The sequence below is a fragment of the Streptomyces sp. NBC_00669 genome, from assembly GCF_036226785.1.
Classification (GTDB): Bacteria; Actinomycetota; Actinomycetes; order Streptomycetales; family Streptomycetaceae; genus Actinacidiphila.
The window spans coordinates 355,862-380,662 of sequence record NZ_CP109018.1 but is presented as its reverse complement, the minus strand read 5'-3'; the positions used below and the strand labels follow the sequence as shown (position 1 = coordinate 380,662).

At 72.9% G+C, this 24,801-nt stretch carries 21 protein-coding genes; 19 read left to right on the top strand and 2 right to left on the bottom strand.

Annotated elements, in window-relative coordinates:
• Positions 1-77 precede the first annotated feature (77 nt).
• The 11 genes from OG896_RS01610 (at position 78) to ppk2 (ending at position 11,535) form a co-directional block, all read left to right on the top strand.
• Complete coding sequence (locus OG896_RS01610; RefSeq protein ID WP_443057221.1) at positions 78-893, top strand: carbohydrate ABC transporter permease; 816 nt, start codon at positions 78-80, stop codon at positions 891-893.
• A complete protein-coding gene (locus tag OG896_RS01605) occupies positions 890-3,115 on the top strand; it encodes an alpha-galactosidase (protein ID WP_329361636.1) in 2,226 nt (741 codons plus the stop codon). Before OG896_RS01610 ends, OG896_RS01605 begins: the two co-directional genes overlap by 4 nt.
• 155 nt (positions 3,116-3,270) lie before the next feature.
• Positions 3,271-4,032: an SDR family NAD(P)-dependent oxidoreductase gene (locus tag OG896_RS01600; RefSeq protein WP_328473119.1), complete on the top strand. Its 762-nt coding sequence runs from the start codon at positions 3,271-3,273 to the stop codon at positions 4,030-4,032.
• A 43-nt stretch (positions 4,033-4,075) separates the two neighbouring features.
• Positions 4,076-4,927, top strand: coding sequence for a FadR/GntR family transcriptional regulator (locus tag OG896_RS01595; RefSeq protein WP_329361634.1), 852 nt, complete (start codon positions 4,076-4,078; stop codon positions 4,925-4,927).
• Entirely contained in the window at positions 4,924-6,069 is a 1,146-nt protein-coding gene (gene dgoD, locus OG896_RS01590; RefSeq protein WP_328473123.1) for a galactonate dehydratase, read from the top strand. The genes OG896_RS01595 and dgoD overlap by 4 nt, the downstream gene beginning before the upstream one ends.
• Before the next feature lie 5 nt (positions 6,070-6,074).
• Positions 6,075-6,989, top strand: coding sequence for a hypothetical protein (locus tag OG896_RS01585; RefSeq protein ID WP_329361631.1), 915 nt, complete (start codon positions 6,075-6,077; stop codon positions 6,987-6,989).
• A 160-nt stretch (positions 6,990-7,149) separates the two neighbouring features.
• Positions 7,150-7,773 carry a bifunctional 4-hydroxy-2-oxoglutarate aldolase/2-dehydro-3-deoxy-phosphogluconate aldolase gene (locus OG896_RS01580; protein ID WP_329361629.1) on the top strand — a complete coding sequence of 208 codons (624 nt, stop codon included), beginning with the start codon at positions 7,150-7,152 and terminating at the stop codon, positions 7,771-7,773.
• Complete coding sequence (locus OG896_RS01575) at positions 7,770-8,783, top strand: sugar kinase (RefSeq protein WP_329361627.1); 1,014 nt, start codon at positions 7,770-7,772, stop codon at positions 8,781-8,783. The genes OG896_RS01580 and OG896_RS01575 overlap by 4 nt, the downstream gene beginning before the upstream one ends.
• Before the next feature lie 171 nt (positions 8,784-8,954).
• Positions 8,955-10,103: an inorganic phosphate transporter gene (locus OG896_RS01570; RefSeq protein ID WP_329361625.1), complete on the top strand. Its 1,149-nt coding sequence runs from the start codon at positions 8,955-8,957 to the stop codon at positions 10,101-10,103.
• Between the two features lie 142 nt (positions 10,104-10,245).
• Complete coding sequence (locus OG896_RS01565) at positions 10,246-10,476, top strand: hypothetical protein (RefSeq protein ID WP_329361623.1); 231 nt, start codon at positions 10,246-10,248, stop codon at positions 10,474-10,476.
• 180 nt (positions 10,477-10,656) lie between these two features.
• Positions 10,657-11,535, top strand: a complete 879-nt coding sequence (gene ppk2 / locus OG896_RS01560) for a polyphosphate kinase 2 (RefSeq protein ID WP_328474848.1) — start codon at positions 10,657-10,659, stop codon at positions 11,533-11,535.
• A 96-nt stretch (positions 11,536-11,631) separates the two neighbouring features.
• Here ppk2 and OG896_RS01555 read toward each other — a convergent pair whose 3' ends face one another.
• Positions 11,632-11,955 carry an L-rhamnose mutarotase gene (locus OG896_RS01555; RefSeq protein ID WP_329361621.1) on the bottom strand — a complete coding sequence of 108 codons (324 nt, stop codon included), beginning with the start codon at positions 11,953-11,955 and terminating at the stop codon, positions 11,632-11,634.
• Between the two features lie 266 nt (positions 11,956-12,221).
• Between OG896_RS01555 and OG896_RS01550 the strand changes: the two genes are divergently transcribed.
• The 6 genes from OG896_RS01550 (at position 12,222) to OG896_RS01525 (ending at position 20,713) form a co-directional block, all read left to right on the top strand.
• Positions 12,222-13,070, top strand: a complete 849-nt coding sequence (locus tag OG896_RS01550) for a FadR/GntR family transcriptional regulator (protein WP_329361619.1) — start codon at positions 12,222-12,224, stop codon at positions 13,068-13,070.
• A gap of 675 nt (positions 13,071-13,745) precedes the next feature.
• Positions 13,746-16,106 carry a discoidin domain-containing protein gene (locus OG896_RS01545; RefSeq protein WP_329373613.1) on the top strand — a complete coding sequence of 787 codons (2,361 nt, stop codon included), beginning with the start codon at positions 13,746-13,748 and terminating at the stop codon, positions 16,104-16,106.
• 82 nt (positions 16,107-16,188) lie between these two features.
• Entirely contained in the window at positions 16,189-17,286 is a 1,098-nt protein-coding gene (locus tag OG896_RS01540; protein ID WP_329361617.1) for an enolase C-terminal domain-like protein, read from the top strand.
• A gap of 106 nt (positions 17,287-17,392) precedes the next feature.
• Positions 17,393-18,799, top strand: coding sequence for an ABC transporter substrate-binding protein (locus tag OG896_RS01535; RefSeq protein ID WP_329361614.1), 1,407 nt, complete (start codon positions 17,393-17,395; stop codon positions 18,797-18,799).
• Positions 18,796-19,728 carry a carbohydrate ABC transporter permease gene (locus tag OG896_RS01530; protein ID WP_329361613.1) on the top strand — a complete coding sequence of 311 codons (933 nt, stop codon included), beginning with the start codon at positions 18,796-18,798 and terminating at the stop codon, positions 19,726-19,728. The genes OG896_RS01535 and OG896_RS01530 overlap by 4 nt, the downstream gene beginning before the upstream one ends.
• Before the next feature lie 4 nt (positions 19,729-19,732).
• Positions 19,733-20,713 carry a carbohydrate ABC transporter permease gene (locus OG896_RS01525; protein WP_329361611.1) on the top strand — a complete coding sequence of 327 codons (981 nt, stop codon included), beginning with the start codon at positions 19,733-19,735 and terminating at the stop codon, positions 20,711-20,713.
• Positions 20,714-20,753: 40 nt separating this feature from the next.
• Here the strand turns inward: OG896_RS01525 and OG896_RS01520 are convergent, their stop codons facing one another.
• Positions 20,754-22,007, bottom strand: coding sequence for a Gfo/Idh/MocA family protein (locus OG896_RS01520; protein ID WP_329361609.1), 1,254 nt, complete (start codon positions 22,005-22,007; stop codon positions 20,754-20,756).
• Positions 22,008-22,079: 72 nt separating this feature from the next.
• On the opposite strand from OG896_RS01520, the gene OG896_RS01515 reads away from it, so the two are divergent.
• Positions 22,080-23,294: an ROK family transcriptional regulator gene (locus OG896_RS01515; protein WP_329361608.1), complete on the top strand. Its 1,215-nt coding sequence runs from the start codon at positions 22,080-22,082 to the stop codon at positions 23,292-23,294.
• A gap of 270 nt (positions 23,295-23,564) precedes the next feature.
• Positions 23,565-24,800, top strand: a complete 1,236-nt coding sequence (locus OG896_RS01510; RefSeq protein WP_329361607.1) for an ABC transporter substrate-binding protein — start codon at positions 23,565-23,567, stop codon at positions 24,798-24,800.
• The last annotated feature ends 1 nt before the right edge of the window (position 24,801 follow it).

Sequence of the window (24,801 nt, the reverse complement as noted above, 5' to 3'; positions counted from 1 at the left end):
CCGCGCCCGCTCCCGCGCCGGCCGCGTCCACCCGGGCCGCCGTGCCGGCCGACTCCCGGCACGCCCGCCGCCGCAGGATGTGGGGCACCTTCGCCTTCCACGGCAGCGCCTCCCTGCTGTCCGTGCTGTGGCTGATACCGATCGTCGTCGTCCTGATCACCGCCACCCGGTCCTTCGACGACATCGCCTCCCACGGCCTGGGCAGCATGCCGCACTCCTTCACCCTCGGCGGCTTCCGCTCGGCGTGGACCGACGGCGGCCAGCAACAGGCCCTGATCAACAGCCTGCTGGTCACCATCCCCACGGTGCTGGTCTCGCTGCTGCTCGCCTCCATGGCCGCCTTCGCGCTCAGCCGCTACGACGTCCCCTTCCGCCGCGCGCTGCTGCTGCTCATGCTCAGCGGCAACCTGCTGCCCCCGCAGATCCTGCTCATCCCGGTCTCCAAACTCAGCGAGAAACTCGGCCTGTACGACTCGCTGTACGCCCTGATCGGCGTGCAGGTCGGCTTCGGCGTCGGCTTCTACGTGTTCGTGCTGCACGGATTCATGCGGTCCATCCCGGCCGAGATCCAGCAGGCCGCCGTCATCGACGGCGCCGGGCCCTGGCAGATCTACACCCGGATCATCCTGCCGCTGGCCCGGCCCGCGCTGGCCGCGCTGACCGCGCTGTCGTTCACCTGGATCTTCAACGACCTGCTGTGGGCGATCACGGTGCTGCGCACCGGCAGCAAGATGCCGATCACCGCGTCCCTGCTGGGACTTCAGGGGCAGTACGTCTCGCAGTGGAACGTCATCGCGGCCGGATCGGTGATCGCCGCGGCCCCCACCGTGATCGTCTTCCTCCGCTTCCAGCGGCACTTCGTCGCCGGACTCAACCTCGGAGCCGTCAAGTGACCCCGCCCCCCGCCGAGCCCTCGGCATCCCGGCCGGCCCCCGGCAGCCAGTGGCTGCTGCGGACCGAGCACACCGTGTACGCCGTACGGCTCGAAGCCGGCGGCCGGTGGGCCGAGTCGGCCGCGTGGGGGCCGCACGGCAGCGAGACCGGGCCGTCCGCGCTGGACTGGTCCCGCCGCACCCACTTCGTCACCCCCGCCGACGCCGCCCCGGCCGAGTACATCCCGTACGGGCTGCGCCCGTTCACCGGCGCCGACCTCACGGTGCGCCGGCCGGACGGCGAACGCGGCACCTGGTGGACCTGCACCGGCGCCGAGCAGGACGAACACCGGTCGCTGCGCGTGGAGTTCACCGACGAGCGGACCGGACTGCGGGCCACGCTGCGCTACCAGACGGTGCCCGGCGCCGACGTGCTGCTGCGGTCGGTCGACCTCGTCAACGGCGGCGACGAGGTGCTGCACCTGGAGGACCTGGACTCCGCGGCCGTCAACGTGCCCGTCCAGGGCGGCGCCCGGCTCACCTACCTCGCCGGACAGTGGTCGCAGGAGTTCACCCGGCACCAACTCGACCTGGTGCGCGGGCGGTTCACGATCGGCTCCACCCAGGCGGTGCCCGGCCACGCCTACGCGCCGTGGCTCGCCGTCCAGGACGCCGCCGCCCCTGACGGCGCGGACACCCCCACCTACGGGGTCGCGTTGCAGTGGCCCGGCAACTGGCACATCACCGCCGACGCCGAACCCGGCGGGGCGGTCCGGGTGCGGGCCGGGCGGGTGCCCCACGAGGGCGCCGTCGCCCTGCCGCCCGGCGCCACCCTGACCACCCCCGTGCTCGCCTGCGCGTTCAGCCCCGGGGGACTCGACGGCCTGGCCGCCGTCTGGCACCAGTACGAGCGGCTGCTCGCGGGGGAGCGGCTGCACCGCACCCGCAAGGTGCTCTACAACTCCTGGGAGGCCACCGGCTTCGACGTCGAGGCGCCCGCGCAGCTCGAACTCGCGTCGATCGCGGCCGAGTTGGGTGTCGAGCTGTTCGTCGTGGACGACGGCTGGTTCACCGGGCGGCACGACGAGAAGGGCGGTCTTGGGGACTGGTGGCCGGACCCGGCGGCGTTCCCCGCGGCCGCGGGTACGGGCACGAGCGACGGCGCCGCTACGGCTTCGGGGTCGGGCTCCGGTTCCGGCTCCGACGCCACCGACGGCTCGGCGGGCCTGGACGACTTCATCGCCCGGGTCCGCGCCCTCGGTATGGACTTCGGCCTGTGGGTCGAACCCGAGGCGATCAGCCCCGCCGCCCGGCTCCACGCCGAGCACCCCGAGTGGGTGTACCGGATCGACGGCCGCCCGGTCACCCTGGTCCGCGAGCAACTCCTCCTCGACCTCGGCCGCGCGGACGTGCAGGACTTCGTGATCGCCACCCTCGACCGGCTGCTCACCGGCCACGACATCACCTACCTCAAGTGGGACATGAACCGGCCGCCCACCGAACGCGGCCGCCCCGGCCCCACCCCGCCCGGCGAGCTCGACCTCGACGCCGCCCACGTGGCCGGCTACCTGCGGGTCCTGGACCACCTGAGGGCCCGCCACCCGCACGTCACCGTCGAGGGCTGCGCGGGCGGCGGCGGCCGGATCGAGCACGCCACGCTGGCCCGTACCGACGTCGTGTGGCCCAGCGACAACACCGCGCCGCTGGACCGGCTCGCCGTCCAGCACGGCTACCTGCACGCGCACGCCGCGCACACCATGAGCTCGTGGGTCACCGACGCGCCCGGCGTCTTCGACCCCCGGCCGCGCTCGCTCGCGTTCCGCTTCGTGCTCGCCGCCGCGGGCGTGCTCGGCATCGGCGCCGACATCCGCGGCTGGAGCGCCGAGCAACGCGCCGAGGCCGCCGGCTGGGTGGCCCGCTACAAGGACGTGCGGGACGTGATCCACCACGGCCGGTCCCGGCTGATCGGTGGACCGGACGACGCGACCTGCGCGGTGCAGTACGACGCGGAAGGCGGCGGCCGGGTGGTCGTCGCCGCCTGGAGCACCGGACGGCTCGACGGCGCCCCGCTGGTGCCCGGCCGCCCGGCCCGGGTCCGGCTGCGCGGCCTCGACCCCGCCGCCCACTACGTCGACCACGACACCGGCACCACCTACAGCGGCGCCCACCTGCTGCACTCCGGGCTGCCGTTGAGCTGGAGCGCCGACCACGACGCCGAACTGGTCGTGCTGGCCCGGCAATGACCGCCCCCGCCGGCCCGGCGTCACTAAAGTCGCCAAGGTCAGCGTCACCGTCAATGAAGCCGTTACGGCCGCGACGGACCACCCGTCAGGTCCGCCCGGCCGGCCGGGACCGCCAGGCCCGACCGGAACCGCACCCCGAGGAGACGACCCACCCCATGGACGCACCAACCCCCCGCTTCGCCGGCCGCGTGGCCGTCGTCACCGGGGCCGCCTCAGGAATCGGCGCCGCCACCGCGCGCCGGCTCGCCGCCGAGGGCGCCGCAGTGGTCCTCGCCGACATCGCCGAGCAGGCCGGCGAGGCCGTCGCCGCCGGCATCCGCGAGCAGGGCGGAAGAGCCGCGTTCACCGCCGCCGACGTCTCCTCCCCCGAGGCGTGGCAGCGGGTGCTCGACCAGGCGCACGCCTTCGGCCCGGTCGGGGTGCTCGTCTCCAACGCGTACATCGTGGACGTCGCCCCCGCCCACGAGATGACCCTCGCGTCCTGGGAACGGCAGCTCGCGGTCAACCTCACCGGCGGGTTCCTGGGCTTCCGCGCTCTCCTGCCCGACCTGCGCGAGCAGGACGGCGCGGTCGTGCTCACCTCCTCCGTGCACGCCCACCGGGGTATCCCCGGCCACCCCGCCTACGCGGCCGGCAAGGGCGCGCTGCTGTCGCTGTGCGGCCAACTCGCCGTGGAATACGGGCCCGAGGTGCGGGTCAACGCGGTCCTGCCCGGGCCGATCCTCACCGCCGCCTGGGACCGCGTGCCGCCGGCGGACCGCGAACGCAGCGTCGCCGAGACCGCCGCCGGCCGGTTCGGCCGCCCCGAGGAGGTCGCCGCCGCGATCGCGTTCCTCGCCGCCGCGGAGGCGTCGTACATCACCGGCTCCAGCCTGCTCGTCGACGGCGGCTGGAGCGTCGTCAAGGCGTCCGCGTGACCGCAGTGCGACCCGAACCGACCTTGCAGAAAGGCAGAGACACATGACGCCATACGCGCGCCGCGGAGTGCACGGCCAGACCGTGGAGACCCTCGCGCGCCGGGTGCTCAGCGGCGAGATCCCGGAGGGCTCCACGCTCGACCTCCCCGCGTTGCAGAGCGAGTTGGACGTCAGCCTGACCGCGCTGCGCGAGGCGCTGAAGGTGCTCGCCGCCAAGGGCATGGTCGACGCGCGGCAGAAGCGCGGCACGTTCGTACGGGCCCGCGCCGACTGGAACCTGCTCGACGCCGACGTGCTGCGCTGGCAGTTCGCCGAGGGCACCGCGGCCGGCACCGACGCCGGCCTGCTGCGCAACCTCGGCGAGGTCCGCGCCATCGTCGAACCCGCCGCGGTCCGGCTCGCCGCGCTGCGCCGCACCGCCGACGACCTCGCCGCCCTGGACGCGGCACTGACCGCGATGGGCGACGCGGGCGAGGGGCCCGCGCACGCCGTCGAGGCCGACCTCGCCTTCCACCGCGCCCTGCTCGCCGCCACCCACAACGAACTGCTCGAACGCATGGAGATGGTGATCGAGTCCGGCCTGGCCCACCGCGACGAGATCGTGCACTCCTCGCCGCACGGCGAGGACCCCGTGCCCAGCCACCGCGCCGTCCTGGACGCCGTCCGCGACCAGGACCCGGACGCCGCGGAACGCGCCATGCGGGCACTGCTGGAGCAGGCCGTCCGCGACCTGGACCTGGTGCACGGCTCGGGCGCGGAGCAGCAGGCGCGGAAGCCGCCGCGGGAAACCCAAGGGTCGCAGGGAACGCAGGGAACGCAGGGAACGCAGGACACCCAGGGAACCCCGGCGGACACGCCGTCGGGACCGCAGTCCGTTTCGGAGGACACGAAGTGAAGATCGTCCGCGTCGAGACCTTCCTCGTACCGCCGCGCTGGCTGTTCTGCCGGATCGAGACCGACGAGGGCGTGGTCGGCTGGGGCGAGCCCGTCGTGGAGGGCCGCGCGGAAGTCGTGCGGGCCGCGGTGGACGTGCTCGCCGAGCAGCTGATCGGGCAGGACCCGCTGCGCATCCAGGACCACTGGCAGGTGCTCACCAAGGGCGGCTTCTACCGGGGCGGCCCGGTGCTGTCCAGCGCGGTGGCCGGCCTCGACCACGCGCTGTGGGACATCGCCGGCAAGGTGTACGGCGCACCCGTGCACGCCCTGCTCGGCGGCGCCGTCCGCGACAAGGTACGGGTCTACGCCTGGATCGGCGGGGACGAGCCCAGCCGGCTCACCGAGCAGGTCACCGCGCAGGTCGAGGCGGGCTTCACCGCGGTCAAGATGAACGGCGCCGGCCGCACCGACCCGATACCCAGCGCGGCGGCCACCGCCGCCGCCGTCGCCCGGGTGGCCGCCGTACGCGAGGTGCTCGGCCCGGACCGCGATGTCGCCGTCGACTTCCACGGCCGCTTCACCCCGGCCGGCGCCCGCCGGGTGCTGCACGAACTCGCCCCGCTGCACCCGCTGTTCGTGGAGGAACCGCTGCTGCCCGAGCTGGGCCACCTGCTCGGGCCGCTCGCCGCCGGCACCTCGGTGCCGCTCGCCACCGGCGAACGCCTTTACGGGCGGGCCGAGTTCCTGCCCGTGCTCAGCGCCGGGATCGCCGTCGCCCAGCCCGACCTGTCGCACGCCGGCGGCATCACCGAGGTCACCCGGATCGCCGCGCTCGCCGACACCTTCGGCGCGCAACTCGCCCCGCACTGCCCGCTCGGCCCGATCTCGCTCGCCGCCAGCCTCCAAGTCGCCTTCTGCACACCGAACTTCCTCATCCAGGAGCAGAGCCTCGGCATCCACTACAACAAGGAGGCCGACCTGCTGTCTTACCTGGTCGACACCGAGCCCTTCCGGTTCGTCGACGGCCACGCGCACCGCACCACGCTGCCCGGACTCGGCGTCGACGTCGACGAGGCCGCGGTCCGCGCCGCCGACCGGTCCGGCCACGCCTGGCGCAACCCGGTGTGGCGGCACGCCGACGGCTCGTTCGCGGAGTGGTGAGCGGCGTGGCCAGCGGCGTGCCGTCCGACGTCGTCGTCGTCACCGACCCCGCGCACGGCGGCCGTTGGACCTCCCTGCGGGCCGGTGACCGGGAGTGGCTCTGGCACCGCGACGAGCCGCGCCGCCCCGGCGCCGCGCCCGGCGACCCGTTCGCCGACGCGGGCGGCGTCGAGGAGTGCGTGCCGACGGTGCGGGGCACCCCCGACCACGGCGACGCCTGGACCCGCCGGTGGACCGACGACGGTGACGCCGATGGCGACGCAGATGGCGATGGCGATGGCGACGGCACGCACACCGTGCACTGCCCCGACTTCCGGCTGAGCAGGCGCATCCGGCACCTGCCCGGCCGGGCCGTCGCCGACTACCGGCTCACCGCCGCCCCCGGCCACCGCTTCCTGTGGGCGGCCCACGCGCTGCTCGCGGTCTCGCCCGCCGCCCGCCTCGACCTGCCCGCCGCCACCCCGGCACGGCTCTACGAGGACGGCGGCGCGGCGTGGACCCCCTTCACCTGGCCGCACGCGCGGCCCACGGCCGCCGGGGCGGCGGAGAGCGCCGGACCCACGACCGCCGCGGGTGGCGCCACCGCCCGCGACATCCCCGCCACCCGCGACATCCCCTTCGACCGGCTCGGCCCCGACGACGGCACCGCGTTCGGCGCGATCGCGCTCGCCGCGCGGGCATCCGTGCACGACGGCCCGGACACGCTGCGGTTCACCCTCGAAGCGGACGGCGGGCAACCGGTGTCCGTCGCCGTCTGGCGGAACCTGCGCGGCTTCCCCGCCGGCGCGCCCTACCGCTCGATCGGGGTGGAGCCGATGCTCGGCCGCGTCTTCGACCTCGCCGCGGCGGGGGAGGGCGACGCGGCGGTCGTACCGCCCTCGGGCGAGGTGCGCTGGCGGCTCACCGTCACCGCGGCCTGACCGACCCGGCCCGCGCGATCCGGCGCGGGCCCCTCGCGGGCCCTTCGCGGGGCCCGGCTCCGCCGCCCACCGCGACCGGGCCCAGGGCGTACCGGCAACCCCCGCCCCGACCCGTCGCCGTCGCACCCCATCCCACCCCACCACCGAAAGGACACCGCAGGTGGACCTGCTCACCGCGTTGCACACCCACCGCCTCGTCGCGATCGTGCGCGGCGACGACCCGCGCGCCGCGCTGCGCTCCGTACTGGCCCTCGTGGAGGAGGGCGTCACCCTGGTCGAGGTCTCGCTCAGCGGGGAAGGCGCCCTGGACGTGATCGCGCAGGCCCGTACCGCGCTCGGGCCGGACGCGCCGCTGGGCGCGGGCACCGTCCTGACCGCGGCCGACGCCCGCGCCGCGCACCTGGCCGGGGCGGACTTCGCGGTCACGCCGGGGCTCGGGGCGGGCGCGGTGACCGCGCGCGACCTGGGCATGCCGGTGCTGGCCGGGGTGATGACGCCGACCGACGTCATCGCCGCCCAGGCGATGGGCGCCACGGCGCTCAAGATCTTCCCCGCCGCCCAGGCCGGCGGACCCGGGTACCTGCGCGCGCTGCGCGGACCCTTCCCCGCCGCCCCGTTCGTGCCGGTCGGCGGCGTGGACGAGGAAGCGGCCCGCGCCTACCTCGCGGCCGGCGCCACCGCCGTCGGCATCGGCACCCCGCTGCTCGGCGACGCACCCCACGGCGGCTCCGTCGCCGACCTGCGGCTGCGCGCCCGCGCCTTCCGTGCGGCGGTCGCGGCATGAGCGGCGGCGCACCCGCGGCGCCCTTTCCGTACGGGGGCGGCCCGATCGTGTGTGTCGGGGAGACGATGGCCGCGTTCGTGCCGGAGCCGGGCGCGGGGCTCGCCGAGGCGGAGACGGTGCGCGTGGCGGTCGCCGGGGCGGAGTCGAACACGGCGATGTACCTGGCCGAGCACGGCGTGCCGGCGCGGTGGGTGTCCGCGGTGGGCGCCGACCCGCTCGGCGCCCGGGTCCGCGCGCAGGTGGCGGCGTGCGGGGTGGACGTGCGGGGGGTCCGCAGCGATCCGGCGCGGCCTACCGGCCTGATGGTCAAGGACCCGGGCCCGGACGGCACCCGCGTGCACTACTACCGGCGCGGTTCGGCGGCCTCGGCCCTCGGCCCCGGGCTGCTCGCCGACCCGGCGGTGCGGGACGCGGCGCTGCTGCACCTGACCGGGATCACGCCCGCCCTGTCGGCGTCCTGCCACGACCTGGTCCGGCACGCGCTGGACGGCCCGCACCCGGTGAGCTTCGACGTCAACTTCCGGCCCGCGCTGTGGCGCCCGGGACAGGCCCCGGACGTGCTGCGCGACCTGGCCGACCGCGCCGACCTGGTGCTGGTCGGGCTGGACGAGGCGCAGGCGCTGTGGGGCCCGCGGATCGCCGCGCCCGCCGACGTCCGCGCGCTGCTGCCCGGCCCGCGGCTGCTCGTCGTCAAGGACGGTGCCCGCGCGGCGACCGCCTTCGACGGCGCGACCGCGTACACGGTGCCCGCCCGCGCGGTGCGCGTGGTGGAACCGGTCGGCGCGGGCGACGCCTTCGCGGCCGGGTTCCTCGCCGGCCTGCACCGCGGCGAGCCGCTCACCCGCGCGCTGCGCCTGGGCCACCTCACGGCCGGCGCCGCGCTCGCAGTGACCGCTGACCACGGCCCGCTGCCGCCGCCCGAACGGATCGCGGAACTGCTGGCCGCGACCGACGACGTGTGGTGCCGCCGCACTCCCGGCGCACCGCCCGGTACGCGAGTCCCCGGGTGAGCCCGGCCCGCACGGCGGCCGTCAGCTGCCGGCGGGAACGGAGGGGCGGGGGAGCAGACGTGGTGCCTGGCCGGGTGCCCCGCGCGGGTCGAACCACACTCGTTTCCCGTGCGTACCGTACCTTCACGTCCATGTCTCGCTGAGTACGCCAAGTGATGCTCTCCTGGTGACGTGGACCACATCACCTTTCTTGTGGCAATGGTCATCGTCACGGCGCTGGCCTTCGACTTCACCAATGGCTTCCACGACACCGCGAACGCCATGGCGACGTCGATCGCCACGGGTGCGCTGCGCCCGAAGGTCGCGGTGCTGATCAGCGGGGTGCTCAATCTCGTCGGGGCGTTCGTGTCGACCGAGGTGGCGCGGACCATCTCCGGCGGCATCGTCAACGACAAGCTCGTCACCCCGGGCATGATCTTCGCCGGGCTGGTCGGGGCGATCGTGTGGAACCTCGTGACCTGGCTGCTGGGTCTGCCGTCCAGTTCCTCGCACGCGCTGTTCGGCGGGCTGATCGGAGCGGTGTGGGTGGGCGCGGGACGGAAAGGGGTCAACTTCGACCAGGTGGTCGAGAAGATCCTGATACCCGCGGTCGCCTCGCCGCTCGTGGCGGGGCTGGCGGCGCTGGCCGCGACGTACTTCGCCTACCGGATCACCCGGCGCGCCTCGGCCGACCGGGTCTCCAAGGGCTTCCGGATCGGGCAGATCGCCTCCGCCTCGCTGGTGTCGCTGGCCCACGGCACCAACGACGCGCAGAAGACCATGGGCGTCATCACGCTCGCGCTGATCTCCTGCGGCGCCCTCGGCGCGGGCTCGGGCCCGCCGGTGTGGGTGATCCTCACCGCGGGGGTGTCCATCGCGGCCGGTACGTACATCGGCGGCTGGCGGATCATCCGCACCATGGGCAAGGGCCTGGTGGACATCGAGTCGCCGCAGGGCTTCGCCGCGGAGTCCGCGTCGACCGCGGTGATCCTGACCTCCGCCAACCTCGGCTTCGCGCTGTCCACCACCCAGGTCTGCTCCGGCGGCATCCTCGGCGCGGGCGTCGGCCGCCGGCTCGCCGAGGTGCGCTGGGGCACCGCGGGCCAGATGGCGCTGGCCTGGCTGGTGACGCTGCCGGCCGCCGCGGCCGTCGGCGCGGTGGCGGCGAGCGCGGTGGTGCACGGCGGCACCCTCGGCACCGTGCTGATCGCGCTGGCGGCCGTCGCCGTGGCGGGCGTCATCGTGGTGCTGTCCCGCCGTCACCCGGTCGACGCGAAGAACGTCAACGACGGCCACGTCACCCCGGCCCCGCCCGCCGCGGGCGCCCGGGTCGGGGTGTGAACGGCCGCGCGCGGTCCGGGCGGATGCCGCCGGGACCGGAACGCGGACGGTGGCGGGGACAGGGACAGGGACGGTGGCGGGGACAGGGACGGGCCCGGGAGCCGCGGCGGCAGCGGGGAAGCGACGGCGAGAGGACGGCGACATGCACGTGAAATGGGGTTCGCTGGTGGAGGTCGCCGTGGTGAGCTTCGGCGCCACCGTCGGCGTCGTGGTGCTCTTCGCGCTCGGCGTGTGGGCGCTCGCCGCCCGCGACCAGCACCGTGCGTCCGGCGGCGAGGGCACCGCGCAGGCCATCAGCGCGGGCGCCTGCTTCGTGGTCTGCGCGTGCGCGGTCCTCTACGGCCTCTACCTGATCATCCCGCAGTTCCACTAGCAGACGATCGGACTGTCGGACCGGTGGACCCGTCGACCGGCGGGCCCGGTGGCCCTGGCGGATCGACGACGTACGGCCGAGGATGGTGCCGCCCGCCCCGCGCGGGCGGCGGACGTGGACGGAAGGACGGGTGAGACGGTGCGGCACACCAGCTCCGGCACCGGTGACCTGCTCGCCGGTATGACGGTCGACTACACCGACCAGGACGACCCGGTGCTGGTCCGCGCGGACGGCAGCACCGTCGACACCTGGCGGGAGAACTACCCGTACGGTCAGCGGATGGAGCGGCCGGAGTACGAGCGGCACAAGCGGCTCCAGCAGATCGAGCTGCTGAAGCTCCAGCGCTGGGTGAAGGAGACCGGGCAGCGCCTCGTCATCCTCTTCGAGGGGCGCGACGCCGCCGGCAAGGGCGGCACCATCAAGCGGTTCATCGAGCACCTCAACCCGCGCGGCGCCCGGGTGGTCGCGCTGGAGAAGCCCAGCGAGCGCGAGAGCGGCCAGTGGTACTTCCAGCGGTACGTCGCGCACCTGCCCACCGCCGGCGAGATCGTGCTGTTCGACCGCTCCTGGTACAACCGGGCGGGCGTGGAGCGGGTGATGGGCTTCTGCACCGACGACGAGTACCACCGCTTCATGCGGCAGGCGCCCGCGTTCGAGCGGATGCTCGTGGACGACGGCATCCAGCTGGTGAAGTTCTGGTTCTCCGTCTCCCGCAACGAGCAGCGCACCCGCTTCACCATCCGCCAGGTCGATCCGGTGCGGCAGTGGAAGCTCAGCCCGATGGACCTGGCCTCGCTGGACCGCTGGGACCAGTACACCGCCGCGAAGGTCGCGATGTTCCATGAGACGGACACCGCGTACGCGCCCTGGACGGTGGTGAAGAGCAACGACAAGAAGCGGGCCCGGGTCGAGGCGATGCGCAGCGTGCTGGCCCGCTTCCCGTACACCGACCGCGACGACGAGGTGGTCGGCGAGCCGGACCCGCTGGTCGTCGGCGCCGCCGCGAACCTGCTGGAGGCGGGCGAGGACGCCGCGGCCCGGTCCCTGCTGCGGCCGTGAACGGTCGCAACGGGCGGACGGATTGATCTGATTCATTTCCCGGGCTCCCCGCGGATGGTCGTCGTCGGGGGCCCGGGCCGTCGTCGGGAACCCGGGTCAGTCGAGGTGGAAGACCTCCTCCGCCGGCACCCACCACTCGCCCGGGGCGGCGCTGTCCAGGGGCTGCTGGCACGGGTCGGTCAGCTCCCACCACCGTCGGGTGACGGGGTCGGCGGCGATGGCCGCGGTGTCCGCGGCGTAGTCGGCGCCGGTGTACTCCAGGTAGCTGAAGAGCAGGCCGTCGCGCAGGAAGATCGAGTAGTTGGCGATGTGGGCCTGCTTGAGGGCGGCCTGCACGCCGGGCCAGACGTCGGCGTGCAGGCTCCGGTACTCCGACTCTTTCTCCGGCCGCAGCCTGATCACGGTGGCGAATCGCCGCATGGTGTCGGTCCTCCCGTCCGGCCGCCGCGCCCGGTGGCGCGATGACGGCACAGATCTGCTTCATCGATCGGGAAGAACCCTATGCATCCCGTCTCGGTCCGGCAATCCTCCGGAGCCGACCGGACTGACTGGGAGAGTATGATGCGATTTGCACCCTTGCGGTCCGGGAGTTGACGGGAAAATGATCCGAGGTCTTCCCTTCCCGTAACGTGGATGCCATAGTGACGGCGCAAATGAACGTGATTAATCGACGAGGAGGTCGCCCGGTGTCTGGCGAACGTGGTGCCCTGCCCCCGACCGGCGACAGTGACGCGGCGGGTGGCCGTTACCGGCCGGGCTATGAACTCGTCGCCGACCAGGTGCTGAGCTACATCGCCGACCAGGGGCTGCGGCCGGGCGACCGGTTGCCCACGGAGCAGGGGCTCGCCGAGATCCTGGGTGCGACCCGCAACGTGACCCGGGAGGCGGTCAAGGTGCTGGCCGCGATCGGGCGGCTGAGCGTACGGCGCGGCGCCGGCATCTTCGTGGCCGAGTCGCCGGGCGGGCCGGTCGACGACCAGCTCGCGCACTTCCAGCCGACCAGCATGGAACACGTCCTGATGCTGCTGGACTACCGCACGCTGATCGAGTCGGAGACCGCCCGGCGGGCCGCGGCCCAGGCCACACCCATCGAGGTCCGGGCCATCCGGGAAGGAGCGGAGAGCTCGCTCGTCGCCGGTCGCGCGGCGGACTCGGACGCCTTCGCCCGTGCGGACGCGGACTTCCACGACGCGATCGGGATCGCCGCGCACAACGTCTTCCTGCGGGCCGGCGTCGGAAGCGTCCGGCGGTTCGCCGCGCAGTCGGACGTGCTGCTCTTCCACGGCGACGTGCCCGGCTCGCTGGAGGTCGCCGGACGCCAGCACGTCGCCATCGCCGAGGCCATCGCCGCGGGCGAACCCGAAGGCGCCGCCGACCTGATGGCCGAGCACATCGCCACCACCCAGCACCAGTTCGAGCGCAAGATCCGCGACCGGGTCTTCGACCTGGCCGGCAACCGCGGCACCACCGCGGCCGGCGGCGGGTCCAAGGGCGACGAGGCCGCACCCCCCTCACCTCGGTCGTCCGCCTCCTAGCCCGTACGACCCGCACCGACCGCACCACCCGTTCAACCCGCGCCACCTGTCCAACCCGCACTGTCTGTCCAACCCGCACCACCCGTTCGCCCCGCCACCTGTCCAACCCGTTCCGCCCCCGCGTCCCCACCCCGCCCCGTACCGACCCCGCCTCGACCCGCGCGCCCGCTCCTCCTTTCGCGCGCCCGCTTTCGAACTCGCGCGCCCCGCCACCGCATCCGCGCGCCCGCCACCGAACTCGCGTGCCCGGCACGCACATCCGCGCGCCCGCCACCGCATCCGCGCGCCGTCCCCCGCGTCGCTCCCGTCCCGCCCCTCCGCGCGGACCGAGCCGCCCCATGCCATCAGGCCCGGCACCCACCGGGTCCCTCGACCAACCCCTCCCCACCGCCAGGCGATTGGATACCCGTGTCCATACCCGCAGCCCCACCGTCACCACGCCTTCGCACTCCCGTGCGAAGGGGCGCCCTCGCCGTGCTCGCGCTCGCCGCCGCCGCGCTCCCCTTCACCTCGGGCCAGGCGCTGGCCGCACCCGCCGGCTCCGCCCCCCAGCCGCCGCCCCTCACCGTCCACGTCTCCCCGGACACCGGCCGGGACACCGGCTCCGGCAGCGCCGCGCACCCCTTCCGTACCCTCGAGCACGCCCGTGACTACGTGCGCACCGTCAACCACGACATGCGCGGCGACATCCACGTCGAACTGGCCTCCGGCACCTACCGCCTGTCGAAGACCTTCGCCCTCACCCCGCAGGACTCCGGCAGCAACGGCCACCGCATCGTCTACGAGGCCGCGCCCGGCGCCCACCCTGTGATCAGCGGCGGCAGCCAGGTCACCGGCTGGACCCTCGCCGACCCCGCCCACCACGTGTACAAGGCGCACGTCGGCGACATCGACACCCGCCAGCTCTACGTCGACGGCGAGTTGGAGACGCGCGCCCGCAGCGCCGACAACCCGGGCGGCTTCACCAAGACCGCGACCGGCTACACCATCACCGACACCGCTCTGGACGCGTACAAGAACCAGTCGGACATGGAGGTCGTCAGCCGCTGGGGCTGGATGCTCATGCGCTGCCCCGTGCAGTCCATCTCGGGCACCACCATGACCGTCCAGCAGCCCTGCTTCCACAACGCCAACCTGCACCAGGGCGAGGAGATCCAGAACCCCACCTGGCTGGAGAACGCCCGCGAACTGCTGGACACGCCCGGCGAGTGGTACCTCGACAAGAGCCAGGGCGAGCTCTACTACCTGCCCAAGCCCGGCCAGGACCTGAAGACCGCCGACGTGACGGTGCCGCGCGTGCAGGACCTGGTCGACCTGAACGGGACCGCCGCCCACCCGGTGAGCGACGTCTCCTTCCAGGGCATCACCTTCGCCGACTCCACCTGGCTGGCGCCGAGTTCGGACGACGGCCTGGTCGAGGGCCAGGCGGGCTTCCGTATCACCGGTGACGACAACCCCGACTTCGACTCCACCCGCCTGAAGTGGGTGAAGACCCCCGGTGCGGTCAACGTCAGCCACGGCCACCGGATCGGCTTCCAGGGCGACACGTTCACCCGCCTCGGCGCGGTCGGCCTCAACCTCAACACCGGTACCCAGGGCACCGACGTCACCGGCAACGTCTTCAAGGAGATCGCCGGCACCGGCATCCAGGTCGGCGGTGTCGAGGTGGTCGACGCCCATCCCACCGACCCGCGCGACATCACCAAGGACAACACGGTCGACAACAACGTGGTCACCAACGTCGCGGACCAGTACGGCGGTTCGCTCGGGATCTTCGCCGGCTACACCGACCACACCGTGATCACCCACAACAAGGTCTACGACCTTCCCTACAGCGGCATCTCCGTCGGCTGGGGCTGGGGCCTGACCGACCCGGGCGGGGACACCAACTACCCCGGAAACTCCGGCGTCCCGATCTGGGACACCCCCACCACCAGCCGCGACACCGTCGTCACCGACAACGTGATCAGCGACATCATGAAATCGCAGGCCGACGGCGGCGCCATCTACACCCTCAGCGCCGACCCCGGCGGCGTGGTCTCCGGGAACTACATCAACGGCACCACGCCCACCGCCTACGGCGCCATCTACCAGGACGAGGGCAGCCGTTACTGGCACACCACGGACAACGCCCTGTGCGACGTGGCCTTCCAGTGGCTCTTCCTCAACCACGGCATGGACATCACCGCGGAGCGCAACTTCACCTCCCAGCCGGCGATGAACACCCAGGCCAACAGCACCGGCGACACGATCACCGGCAACACGACGGTGGACTCCTGCGAGCAACTGCCCGCCTCCATCGTGGACAACGCCGGCCTGCAACCGGCCTACCGGCACCTCGACCCCGGTCCGGCCGTGACCGACCACACCGCGCCCACCGCCCCCGGCCGGCCCGCCGCGGTCACCGACTTCCCGACCGTCGCCGACCTGATCTGGCCGGCCGCCACCGACGACACCGGCGTCACCGGCTACGCGATCCGGCAGGGCGGCACCGTCGTCAGCGCCTCCACGGGCACCTCGGTACGCCTCGCCGGCCTCACCGCCGGCGCCACGTACACCTTCACCGTCACCGCCCGCGACGCGGCCGGCAACGAGTCGGCGCCCGGCAAGCCGCTGACCGTCACGATGCCCGCCGGCGGCGACCTCGCCCTGCACCGGCCGGTCACCGTCAGTTCCTTCTCCGACCCGAACACCCCCGAACTGGCCGTCGACGGCGACCTGTCCACCCGGTGGGCGCAGGGCCTCGGGCTGCCCGACCCGTCCTGGATCGAGGTGGACCTCGGCGCGCAGTACGACGTGACCGGCGCCATCACCACCTTCGAGAAGGCGAACGGCTACCAGTACCGCGTCGAGGTCTCCGCGGACGGCACCGACTGGACCACCCTCGACGACCACACCGCCACCGCCACCACCCAGCAGACCGCCTACTCGCCCGCCGCCACCCCCACCCGCGGCCGCTACGTCCGGCTCACCGTCACCGGCTCGAACTACAACGGCGGCAGCATCTACGAACTCCAGGTCTACGGCCGACCCTAGGGCGCCCGCCCGCTCCGGCCGCACGGACCACGGCGCCCTCTCCTCTCACCGGCGCCCTCTCACAGAAACGACACACGCACGGATGAAGATCACTCATGTCGAAGTCCACCGGATCGACGTTCCGGCGGCGGACCCGCCCTTCTCCTGGCGGCACGGCCTCAGCGGCAGCGCGCCGGTCGGCGACGGGGCGGTCCTGCACATCGGCACCGACGAAGGCGCCGAGGGCGTGGCGCTCTTCGCCCGGCCGGGTGCCGCCACCACGCTCACGGACCTGGTGGACCGGGTCTTCCGGGAGGAACTGCTCGGCGCTGACCCCTTCCGCCGTGAATGGCTGTGGCACCGGGTGTGGGAGCTCGACCGTATCCACGAACTGCCGCTGCCCACCCTCGGATTGATCGACACCGCCCTGTGGGACCTGGCCGGCCGGGTCAGCGGGCAGCCCGTGTGGCAACTGCTCGGCGGCTTCCGCGAGTCCATCCCCGCCTACGCCTCCACCTCCACCTTCGACACGACCCGGGAGTTCCTCGACGTCGCCGACCAGTGCCTGGCGCTGGGCTACCGCGGCATCAAGCTGCACGCCTGGGGCGACGCCCGCCGGGACGCCGCGCTGTGCCAGGCGCTGCGCGCCCACGTCGGCCCGGACGTCCCCCTGATGTACGACGGCTCGGCGGGCTTCGACCTGCCCGACGCCATCCGCCTCGGCAGGGCCCTCGCCGAGGCCGACTACCTCTGGTACGAGGAGCCGATGCGCGAGTTCAGCGTCAGCGCGTACCGGCAGCTCGCCGAGTGCGTCGACGTACCGCTGCTCGTCGCGGAGACCTCCGACGGCGCCCACATGAACTCCGCCGACTTCATCCGGGCCGGCGCCGCCACCTTCGGGGTGCGGGCCGGCACCACCCTGCGCGGCGGCATCACCGGCGCGATGCGCACCGCGCACCTCGCCGACGCCTTCCGGCTGCGCGCGGAGGTGCACGGCTCCGACATCCCCAACCACCACCTGTGCATGGCCATTTCCAACACCACCTACTACGAGTCCCTGGTGACCGCCACGCAGGTCGTACGGGAACGCCACGTGGACGACCAGGGACTGGTGCACGCCCCCACCGGGCCCGGCATCGCCCTCCCGCTCGACTTCGGCTACGGCAGCGCGCTCACCCGCTTCGTCGAGCAGCCCCGCTGACCGCCCCGCCGGCAGCGGCACCACCAGCGCTCGTGACCCCACCAGCGCTCCCGACTCCAGCAGCGCTCCCGACATCACCCTCACCCGCAGCAAGAAAGGCACCACGATGAAGACGACGCTGTCTTCCGGTTCCGCGAGAACCACCCCGCGCCGGTCGGCGGTACGCACCGCCGTCGCCGCGGTCGCCCTGGCAGCGGCCACCGCCCTGGTGGCCGGATGCGGCGCCAGCGCCGACACCACCAAGGACGCCGGCACGGCCGCCGGGCATGCGGCGTTCACACCGGCCGCGCAGAAGGCCGGCTCCCCGATCACGGTGTGGGCCGACGCCACCCGCCTGCCGTCCGTGCAGGCGTACCAGAAGGCCCACCCGGACGTGAAGATGAAGATCGTCACGTACGACGGCGGAGCCGACGGCTCCAGCTACCTGCAGACGAAGGTCGAGCTGTTCGACCGTACCGGCAGCGGCTGGCCCGACGTCGTCTTCGGCTCGCCGACCGACGTCACCTGGGCGTCGGCCCCCACCAAGCCCGGCGCCATCCCCTTCGCCGCCCCGCTGGACCAGAATCTGGTGCCCGCGAGCACCCTGGACGGCTTCGCGAAGGGGTCGCTGGCGCCCTGCCAGTTCGACGGGCACACCTACTGCCTGCGCAACGACATCGCCCAGGTCGTGCTCTGGTACAACAAGTCCCTGATGGACAAGTGGGGTTACACCGTCCCCACCACCTGGGCGCAGTACGAGGCGCTCGGCGAGAAGGTCGCCAAGGAGCACCCCGGCTACCTCGTCGGCTCGGTCGGCGACACCAACTCCCAGGAGTCCTACCTCTGGTCCAGCCAGTGCCCGGCCTTCGACCTGGTGAAGCCCGACACCCTGCGGGTGGACCTGAAGGACCCGAAGTGCACCCGGATGTCCACCCTGCTCGACAAGCTGATCTCCGCCAAGGCGGTCAGCACCCAGGGCTTTTTCAGCCAGGGCTTCGCCAAGGACAGCGGGTCCAAGGTGCTGATGGCGTACGGGCCGTCCTGGTACGGCCAGTACCTGTTCAAGACCGCCTTCCACACCCCCGCCAAGCAGATGGCCGCCGCTGCGCCGCTGACCTGGCCGGGGGAGACCACCGCGGCCACCGGCAACGTCGGCGGCGGGGTGTGGATGGTCTCCGGACACAGCAAGAACCTCAAGGCGTCCACCGACCTCGCCACCTGGCTGACCACGTCCGACGAGAACCAGGCGTCCGCCCCGACCTATCCCGCCTACACCAAGGCGGCCACCGCGTGGCTGGCCAACCCCGCCAACCGCGACTACTTCGCCGCCGACGTCAGCGCGCCGTTCCAGCAGGCCGCGAACGAGGTGTGGACCGGCTGGTCGAACACCAGGTTCTCCGACGCCACTGCCTGGTCCAGCGTGGTCCTGCCGGCGCTGACCGCGGGCAAGTCCCTCACCGCCACGCTGCCCGCCTGGCAGAGCGCCATCAGCAACGAGGCGAAGAGCGACGGATACCAGGTGACCACCGGATGACGCTGCTGGACACCCGGCGCGTCACCGCTCCGGTCCGCCGACGCGGCCCCGCGCCGCGCCGGCGGACCGGCGGGGCCGCCGGCCGGCTCTTCGTCGCCGGCTACACGCTGCTGCTGCTCGCCTTCGGCGTCTTCCCCACCTGTTACGCCTTCTACCTCGCGTTCACCAACGACGCGGGCCAGTTCACCGGCATCAACCAGTTCACCAAGGTCGCCCGCGACTACCGCTTCGGCCCCGCCTTCACCCACGTGCTGGTCTACCTCGTGCTGTGGCTGGCGGTCCTGGTGGTGCTCACGGTGCTGACCGCGGTGGTGCTGCGCAGCCGGGTCCGCCCCGGCCTGTCCGCGCTGCTGCGCTTCCTGTACTACATCCCGGGCGCCCTGGCCGGCGTGGCGAGCGTGCTGGTCTGGCTGTTCATGCTCGACCCCGACGTCAGCCCGGTCTCCTGGCTGCTGAAATCCCTCGGCCTGGGCAGCTTCGCGGCCGTGCTCGCCCCCGGCAACCTGCCGGTGATCTTCCTGCTGATCGCCTTCTGGACCGGCGCCGGCGGCTGGATGGTGGTGATGTACGGGGCCCTGAACAACATCTCCGACGAGGTGCTGGAGGCCGCCCGGATGGACGGCGCCGGGCCCTGGCGGATCGCCTGGCACATCCAGATCCCGATGATCCGGCAGTGGATCGCCTACATGACGATCCTCGCCTTCGCCGGCGGCACCCAGCTGTTCGTCGAGCCGCAGCTGCTGCAGACCGCCAGCCTCGGCCGGGTCAGCCCCACCTGGTCGCCGAACCAGCTCGCCTACGTCTACGCCTTCCAGAAGGGCGACTTCAACGGCGCCGCGGCCATCTCGGTCTTCCTGCTCGCCCTCGGCCTGCTCTGCGCCGGCGTGCTGGTGGCCCGGACGAACATGTTCACCTCGGAAGAGAAATGACGCCATGACAGAAGCCACGACGGACGTGGCGACACCCGCCACGACACACGCCACCAGGGGCGCCGCGAGGCGGTCCGCCCCCACCCCCGCCCCGCGCGCCGCCGGATGGCGCACCGCGCCCTCGCGGGCCGTCTCGGTCCTGGTCATCGGTGTGCTGCTCGCCGCGCTGCTGGTCTTCTTCGTGCTGCCGGTGGTGTGGCTGCTGCTGGCCCCGACCAAGACCGCCGGCCAGATCACCCACGACAACCCGCTCTCGTTCGGCTCGCTGCACCAGGTCGGCGCCGCCTGGCGGCACCTGTACGACTTCCAGGACCACGTGCTGCTGGTGTGGCTGCGCAACTCCGCGGTCTACTCGCTCGGTTCGCTGGTGCTCACCCTGCTCACCAGCCTGCCGGCCGGCTACGCGCTGGCGCTGACCCGCTTCCGCGGCCGCAAGACGCTGCTCCTCGCCACCCTGGTGACGATGATCATGCCGTCGGCGACGCTGGTGCTGCCGATCTTCCTGGAGCTGAACCGCTTCCACCTGATCGGCACCATCTGGTCGGTGATCCTGCCCTTCTCGTTCTACCCGTTCGGCGTGTACCTGGTGTACATCTACTTCGCCACCAGCCTGCCGCGCGACCTGCTGTCCGCCGCGCGGATCGACGGCTGCTCGGAGTGGCAGCTGTTCTCCCGGATCGCGCTGCCGCTGGCCAAGCCGGTGGTCGGCCTGGTGGCGTTCTTCAGCTTCGTCGGCAACTGGAACAACTTCTTCCTGCCGTACCTGGTGCTGCCCAGCAGCGACCAGTTCCCGATCCAGGTGGGGCTCAACCAACTGCTCACCTCCACACCGTCGTTCAACCCGGTCGCCGGTGCCGGGCTGAACATCACCATCCCGGAGCTGGCGCTGGCGATCATCGTCGCCATCCTTCCGGTGCTCGTGCTCTTCCTGTTCTCCCAGCGCACCCTCGTCTCGGGGATGCTGGCCGGCGCCACCAAGGAGTGACCTCGGCGGGCGGCGGACCGGGCGAACGGGCCCGCGGGGGCTACGGCGCCACGTCGACCACGGTGCCGCTGATCCGGGCCCGCTCCGCCGCCCACACCACGCGGTGGCCGGCCAGGCTGGTGGCGGCGTCGGACCGCAGCAGCTCCGCGTCGCCGGTCGCGACGGCCGCGAGGAAGGCGTCCATCAGCGCCTCGTCGCCGCCGCCGTGCCCGTCGGCGGCGGACGCGCCCGCCTCGGCCCCGACCTCGACCGTCTCGTCCGCGCCGGTGAGGAAGTCCACCCGGCGGATGCTCCGGCCGTCGCCGTCGAGGAAGCCGCGGGTGCCCATCAGCCGGGTCCTGCGGTGCTCCATCGGCGTGAACGCGCTCATCGTGAACGAGCAGGTGGCGCCGTCGTCGAACTCCATCGACACCACCTGGTGGTCCACCACGTCGTTGTCGCAGGCGTACACGCAGCGGCCGTACGGCCCGGTGCGCAGCGCCGCCAGCACCCCGGCCTCGGTGTGGTCGTCGGTGACCGCCGACAGCGGCCAGAACCGGCTGTCCGCGTCGGCGAGGCAGTCCAGGTACAGCCGCTTCGCGGAGTACGGGCAGGTGGACTCCAGCGGGCAGTCCAGGCACCGCTCGGCGGCGTCCTTCGGGGCGTCCTCGGCACGGAAGTGGGTCAGGCTGCCGAAGGAGCCGACCCGCCGCGGCGCCCGGCCGAACAGATGCAGCAGCCAGTCGATGTCGTGGCAGGACTTGGTGAGCAGCATCGGCGCGGAGGTGCCGGAGTTCCGCCAGTTGCCGCGGACGAAGGAGTGCGCCTGGTGCCACCAGCCGACCGGCTCCAGGTGCTGCACGCTCACCAGCCGGCCGATCGTCCCGTCGTCCAGCATCCCCTTGAGCGCACGGGTGTAGGGGGTGTAGCGCAGCACGTGGCAGACGGCCAGCATGATCTTGTTGCGCTCGGCCGCCGCCGTGATCACCTCGGCCTCGGCCTCCTCGGTGGCCATCGGCTTCTCCAGCAGGATGTGGTAGCCCTGGTCGGCCAGCGCCACGGTGGGGCCGCTGTGCTGCCGGTCCTGGGTGGCCACGATGGCGGCGTCGGCGAGCGGTCCGGCCGCGGCCAGTTCGGTCCAGTCGGTGTACACGCGGTCGGCCGGGACAGCGAACTCGCGCGCCGCGGCGGCACGTCGCCCGGGGTCGGGCTCGGCCACCGCCACCACCCGGCCCTCGCCGGTGTCATGGGCACGGCGCGCGTACGACAGGCCGCGCAGCCCGGCGCCGACGAGAGCTAGAGTCACCCGAGGCATGGGGTCCTTTCCCGTACTTACGAAGGAGTCCCTCATTATTAGGTGTGTGGCAACCGATCTCAAGGGGGCCTGGTGACCGACGCTGCGCCGGGCGGCGACCTGTCCCAGCTCCGGCGGCTCAACTCGCTCGCGCTGATCGGCGTGTTGCGCGAGGAGCCGGGGCTGACGCTGACCGAAATCTCCCGCCGGACCGGGCTGTCCCGGGCCTCCACCGAGGACGTGGTCCGCGAACTGCTGGAGCGCGGCTGGCTGGCCGACGTGCCGGCCGCGGCCGGCGCCGTGGGCCGGCCGGCCCGCCGGTACCGGTTCCGGGCCGACGCCGGCCGCGTGCTGGGCGTGGACATCGGCGGCCACAAGATCCTCGCCCTGGTCGCGGACCTGGACGGCACGGTGCTGCACAGCGGCCGGATCGCCGTCGCGCCTGCGATGGGCCGCAAGCAGCGGCTGGCGGCCCTGGACCGCGCGGTGGCCGACGCGCTGGCCGGGGCGGGGGTGGCCGCCGACGGGATCTGGGCGGTGGGCGCGGCCACCACCGGGCTGGTGGACGGCGCGGGCCGGGTGATGCTCTCCGAGGCGCTGCCGGAGTGGACCGGGGTGGACGTGGCCGGGCACCTGGGCCGGCGGGTGGGCGGCCCGGTCCTGGTGGAGAACGACAGCAAGCTCGCGGCGCTCGCCGAGTCCTGGCGCGGCGCGGCCCGCTACGCCAAGGACGTGGTGCTCATCCTGGCGGGCCTGCGCACCGGCGCGGGCCTGATCATCGACGGCAAGCTGCACCGCGGCTTCGGCAACGCCGCGGGCGAGATCGGCGCGCTGCCCGCGTCGGGGTGGATCAGGGCCCAGGAGCACCTGAAGTCCTGGCCGGCCGCCGAGCCCGCCGGCGACATGGACGCGGCGGCGGAGGCGGTCTTCGAGGCCGCGCGGGCCGGCGACCGCAAGGCGGCGGCGGTGGTACGCCGCTACGTCCGCGACGTCGCCGTCGGCGCGGCGGCCCTGGTGCTGACCCTGGACCCCGAACTCGTGGTGATCGGGGGCGGGTTCTCACGATCCGCCGACCTGATCGCCGAGCCGCTGCGGCGCGAGCTGGACCGCTGGTGCATCCGCACGCCCGAGGTGCGGGTGTCGGAGTTCGGCGACGAGGGGGTGGCGCTGGGCGCGCTGCGCCTCGCGCTCGACCACGTGGACCGCGAACTGCGGGAGAGCGCCGACCTCGGCGGTCCCGAGCGCTTCGCGCGGGGGCCGGGCGGGGCGGGTCGGGGCGGCGGCGGCCGGGGCGACGGGGGCCGCTGACCTGGTGGTACGGTGCGGCGCCGGGTGGCGGAAACGCTTCCGCGACGCCGCCCGTAGCCGTGCCCGCGCGGCGCGCGGCAGGCCCGGAACGCGGCGCGCGAGGAGGGCCGGCACGCGGCGGCAACAACTTCGTAACCGCCCCGGGTATTGACTTAATTTCCCTGGACTCCATGATTAGGCGAACTCGATGCCCTTGCTGGCCGGTCGGCGCGGAGGGCTTCTCGACTGTCGGGAGGACATGGGATGCGGAACTCGGTGCGGTGGCCTGCGATGGCGTTGGGGGTGGTCCTGGCCGCCTCTGCCTGCTCGTCGGGCGGAAGTGGTTCGGCGTCCTCCGACGGCAAGGTCACGCTGTCCTACGGGGTGTGGGACGCCACCCAGAAGTCGGCGATGGAGCAGCTCGGGAAGGCGTTCACCAAGACCCACCCGAACATCTCGATCAAGGTCGAGCTGACCCCGTGGGCCGACTACTGGACCAAGCTGAAGGCCGCGGCGACCGGCGGTTCCGCTCCTGACGTGTTCTGGATGAACGGCCCCAACTTCCAGCTGTACGCGTCCAACGGCGTGATCCGCCCGCTGGACGACGACATCGCCAAGGACAAGGTGCCGCTGTCGGCCTACCCGAAGCAGCTGGTGGACCTCTACACCTACCAGGGCAAGCACTACGGCCTGCCGAAGGACATGGACACCGTCGGCGTCTGGTACAACAAGTCGCTCTTCGACGCCGCCAAGGTGCCCTACCCCAAGGCCGGTTGGACCTGGAGCGACTTCAAGCAGGCCGCCGCGAAGCTGACCGACAGCAGCAAGGGCCAGTACGGCACCGACGCGGAGCTGACCAGCTTCCAGGAGTACCAGTACAACACCATCGCCCAGGCCGGTGGCCACGTCATCTCCGCCGACGGCAAGAAGTCCGGCTACGACGACCCGAAGACGATCGAGGGCCTGCGCTTCTGGACCGACCTGATCGCGAAGAAGGAGTCGCCCGACCTCAAGACGATGACCGACACCGCGCCGCTCCAGCTCTTCGAGGCCGGCAAGATCGCCATGTACTGGGGCGGTTCGTGGGACGCGACGGAGTTCGGCGGCAACAGCTACACCAAGACGCACGTGGACGTCGCCCCGCTGCCCAAGGGCGTCAAGCAGGCCACCGTCATCCACGGCGTCGCCAACGTCGTCTCGGCCAAGACCCACCACGCCGACCAGGCATGGCAGTTCGTGAAGTTCCTCGGCTCCAAGCAGGCCGCGGACATCTTCGGCGCCAAGGGCACCATGCCCGCCTACAACGGCACCCAGGGCGCCTGGATCGCCGCGCACCCGCAGTTCAAGCTCCAGACCTTCCTGGACGAACTCCCGTACGCCGTGCCCTTCCCCGTCTCCAAGGACACCGCGGCCTGGAACGAGGAGGAGCTGACCTACCTGACCAAGGTGTGGAACGGCGACGAGTCGCTCGACAAGGCGGCCAAGGAACTCGCCGCGGCGATGAACGCCTCGCTCGCCAAGGAGTGAC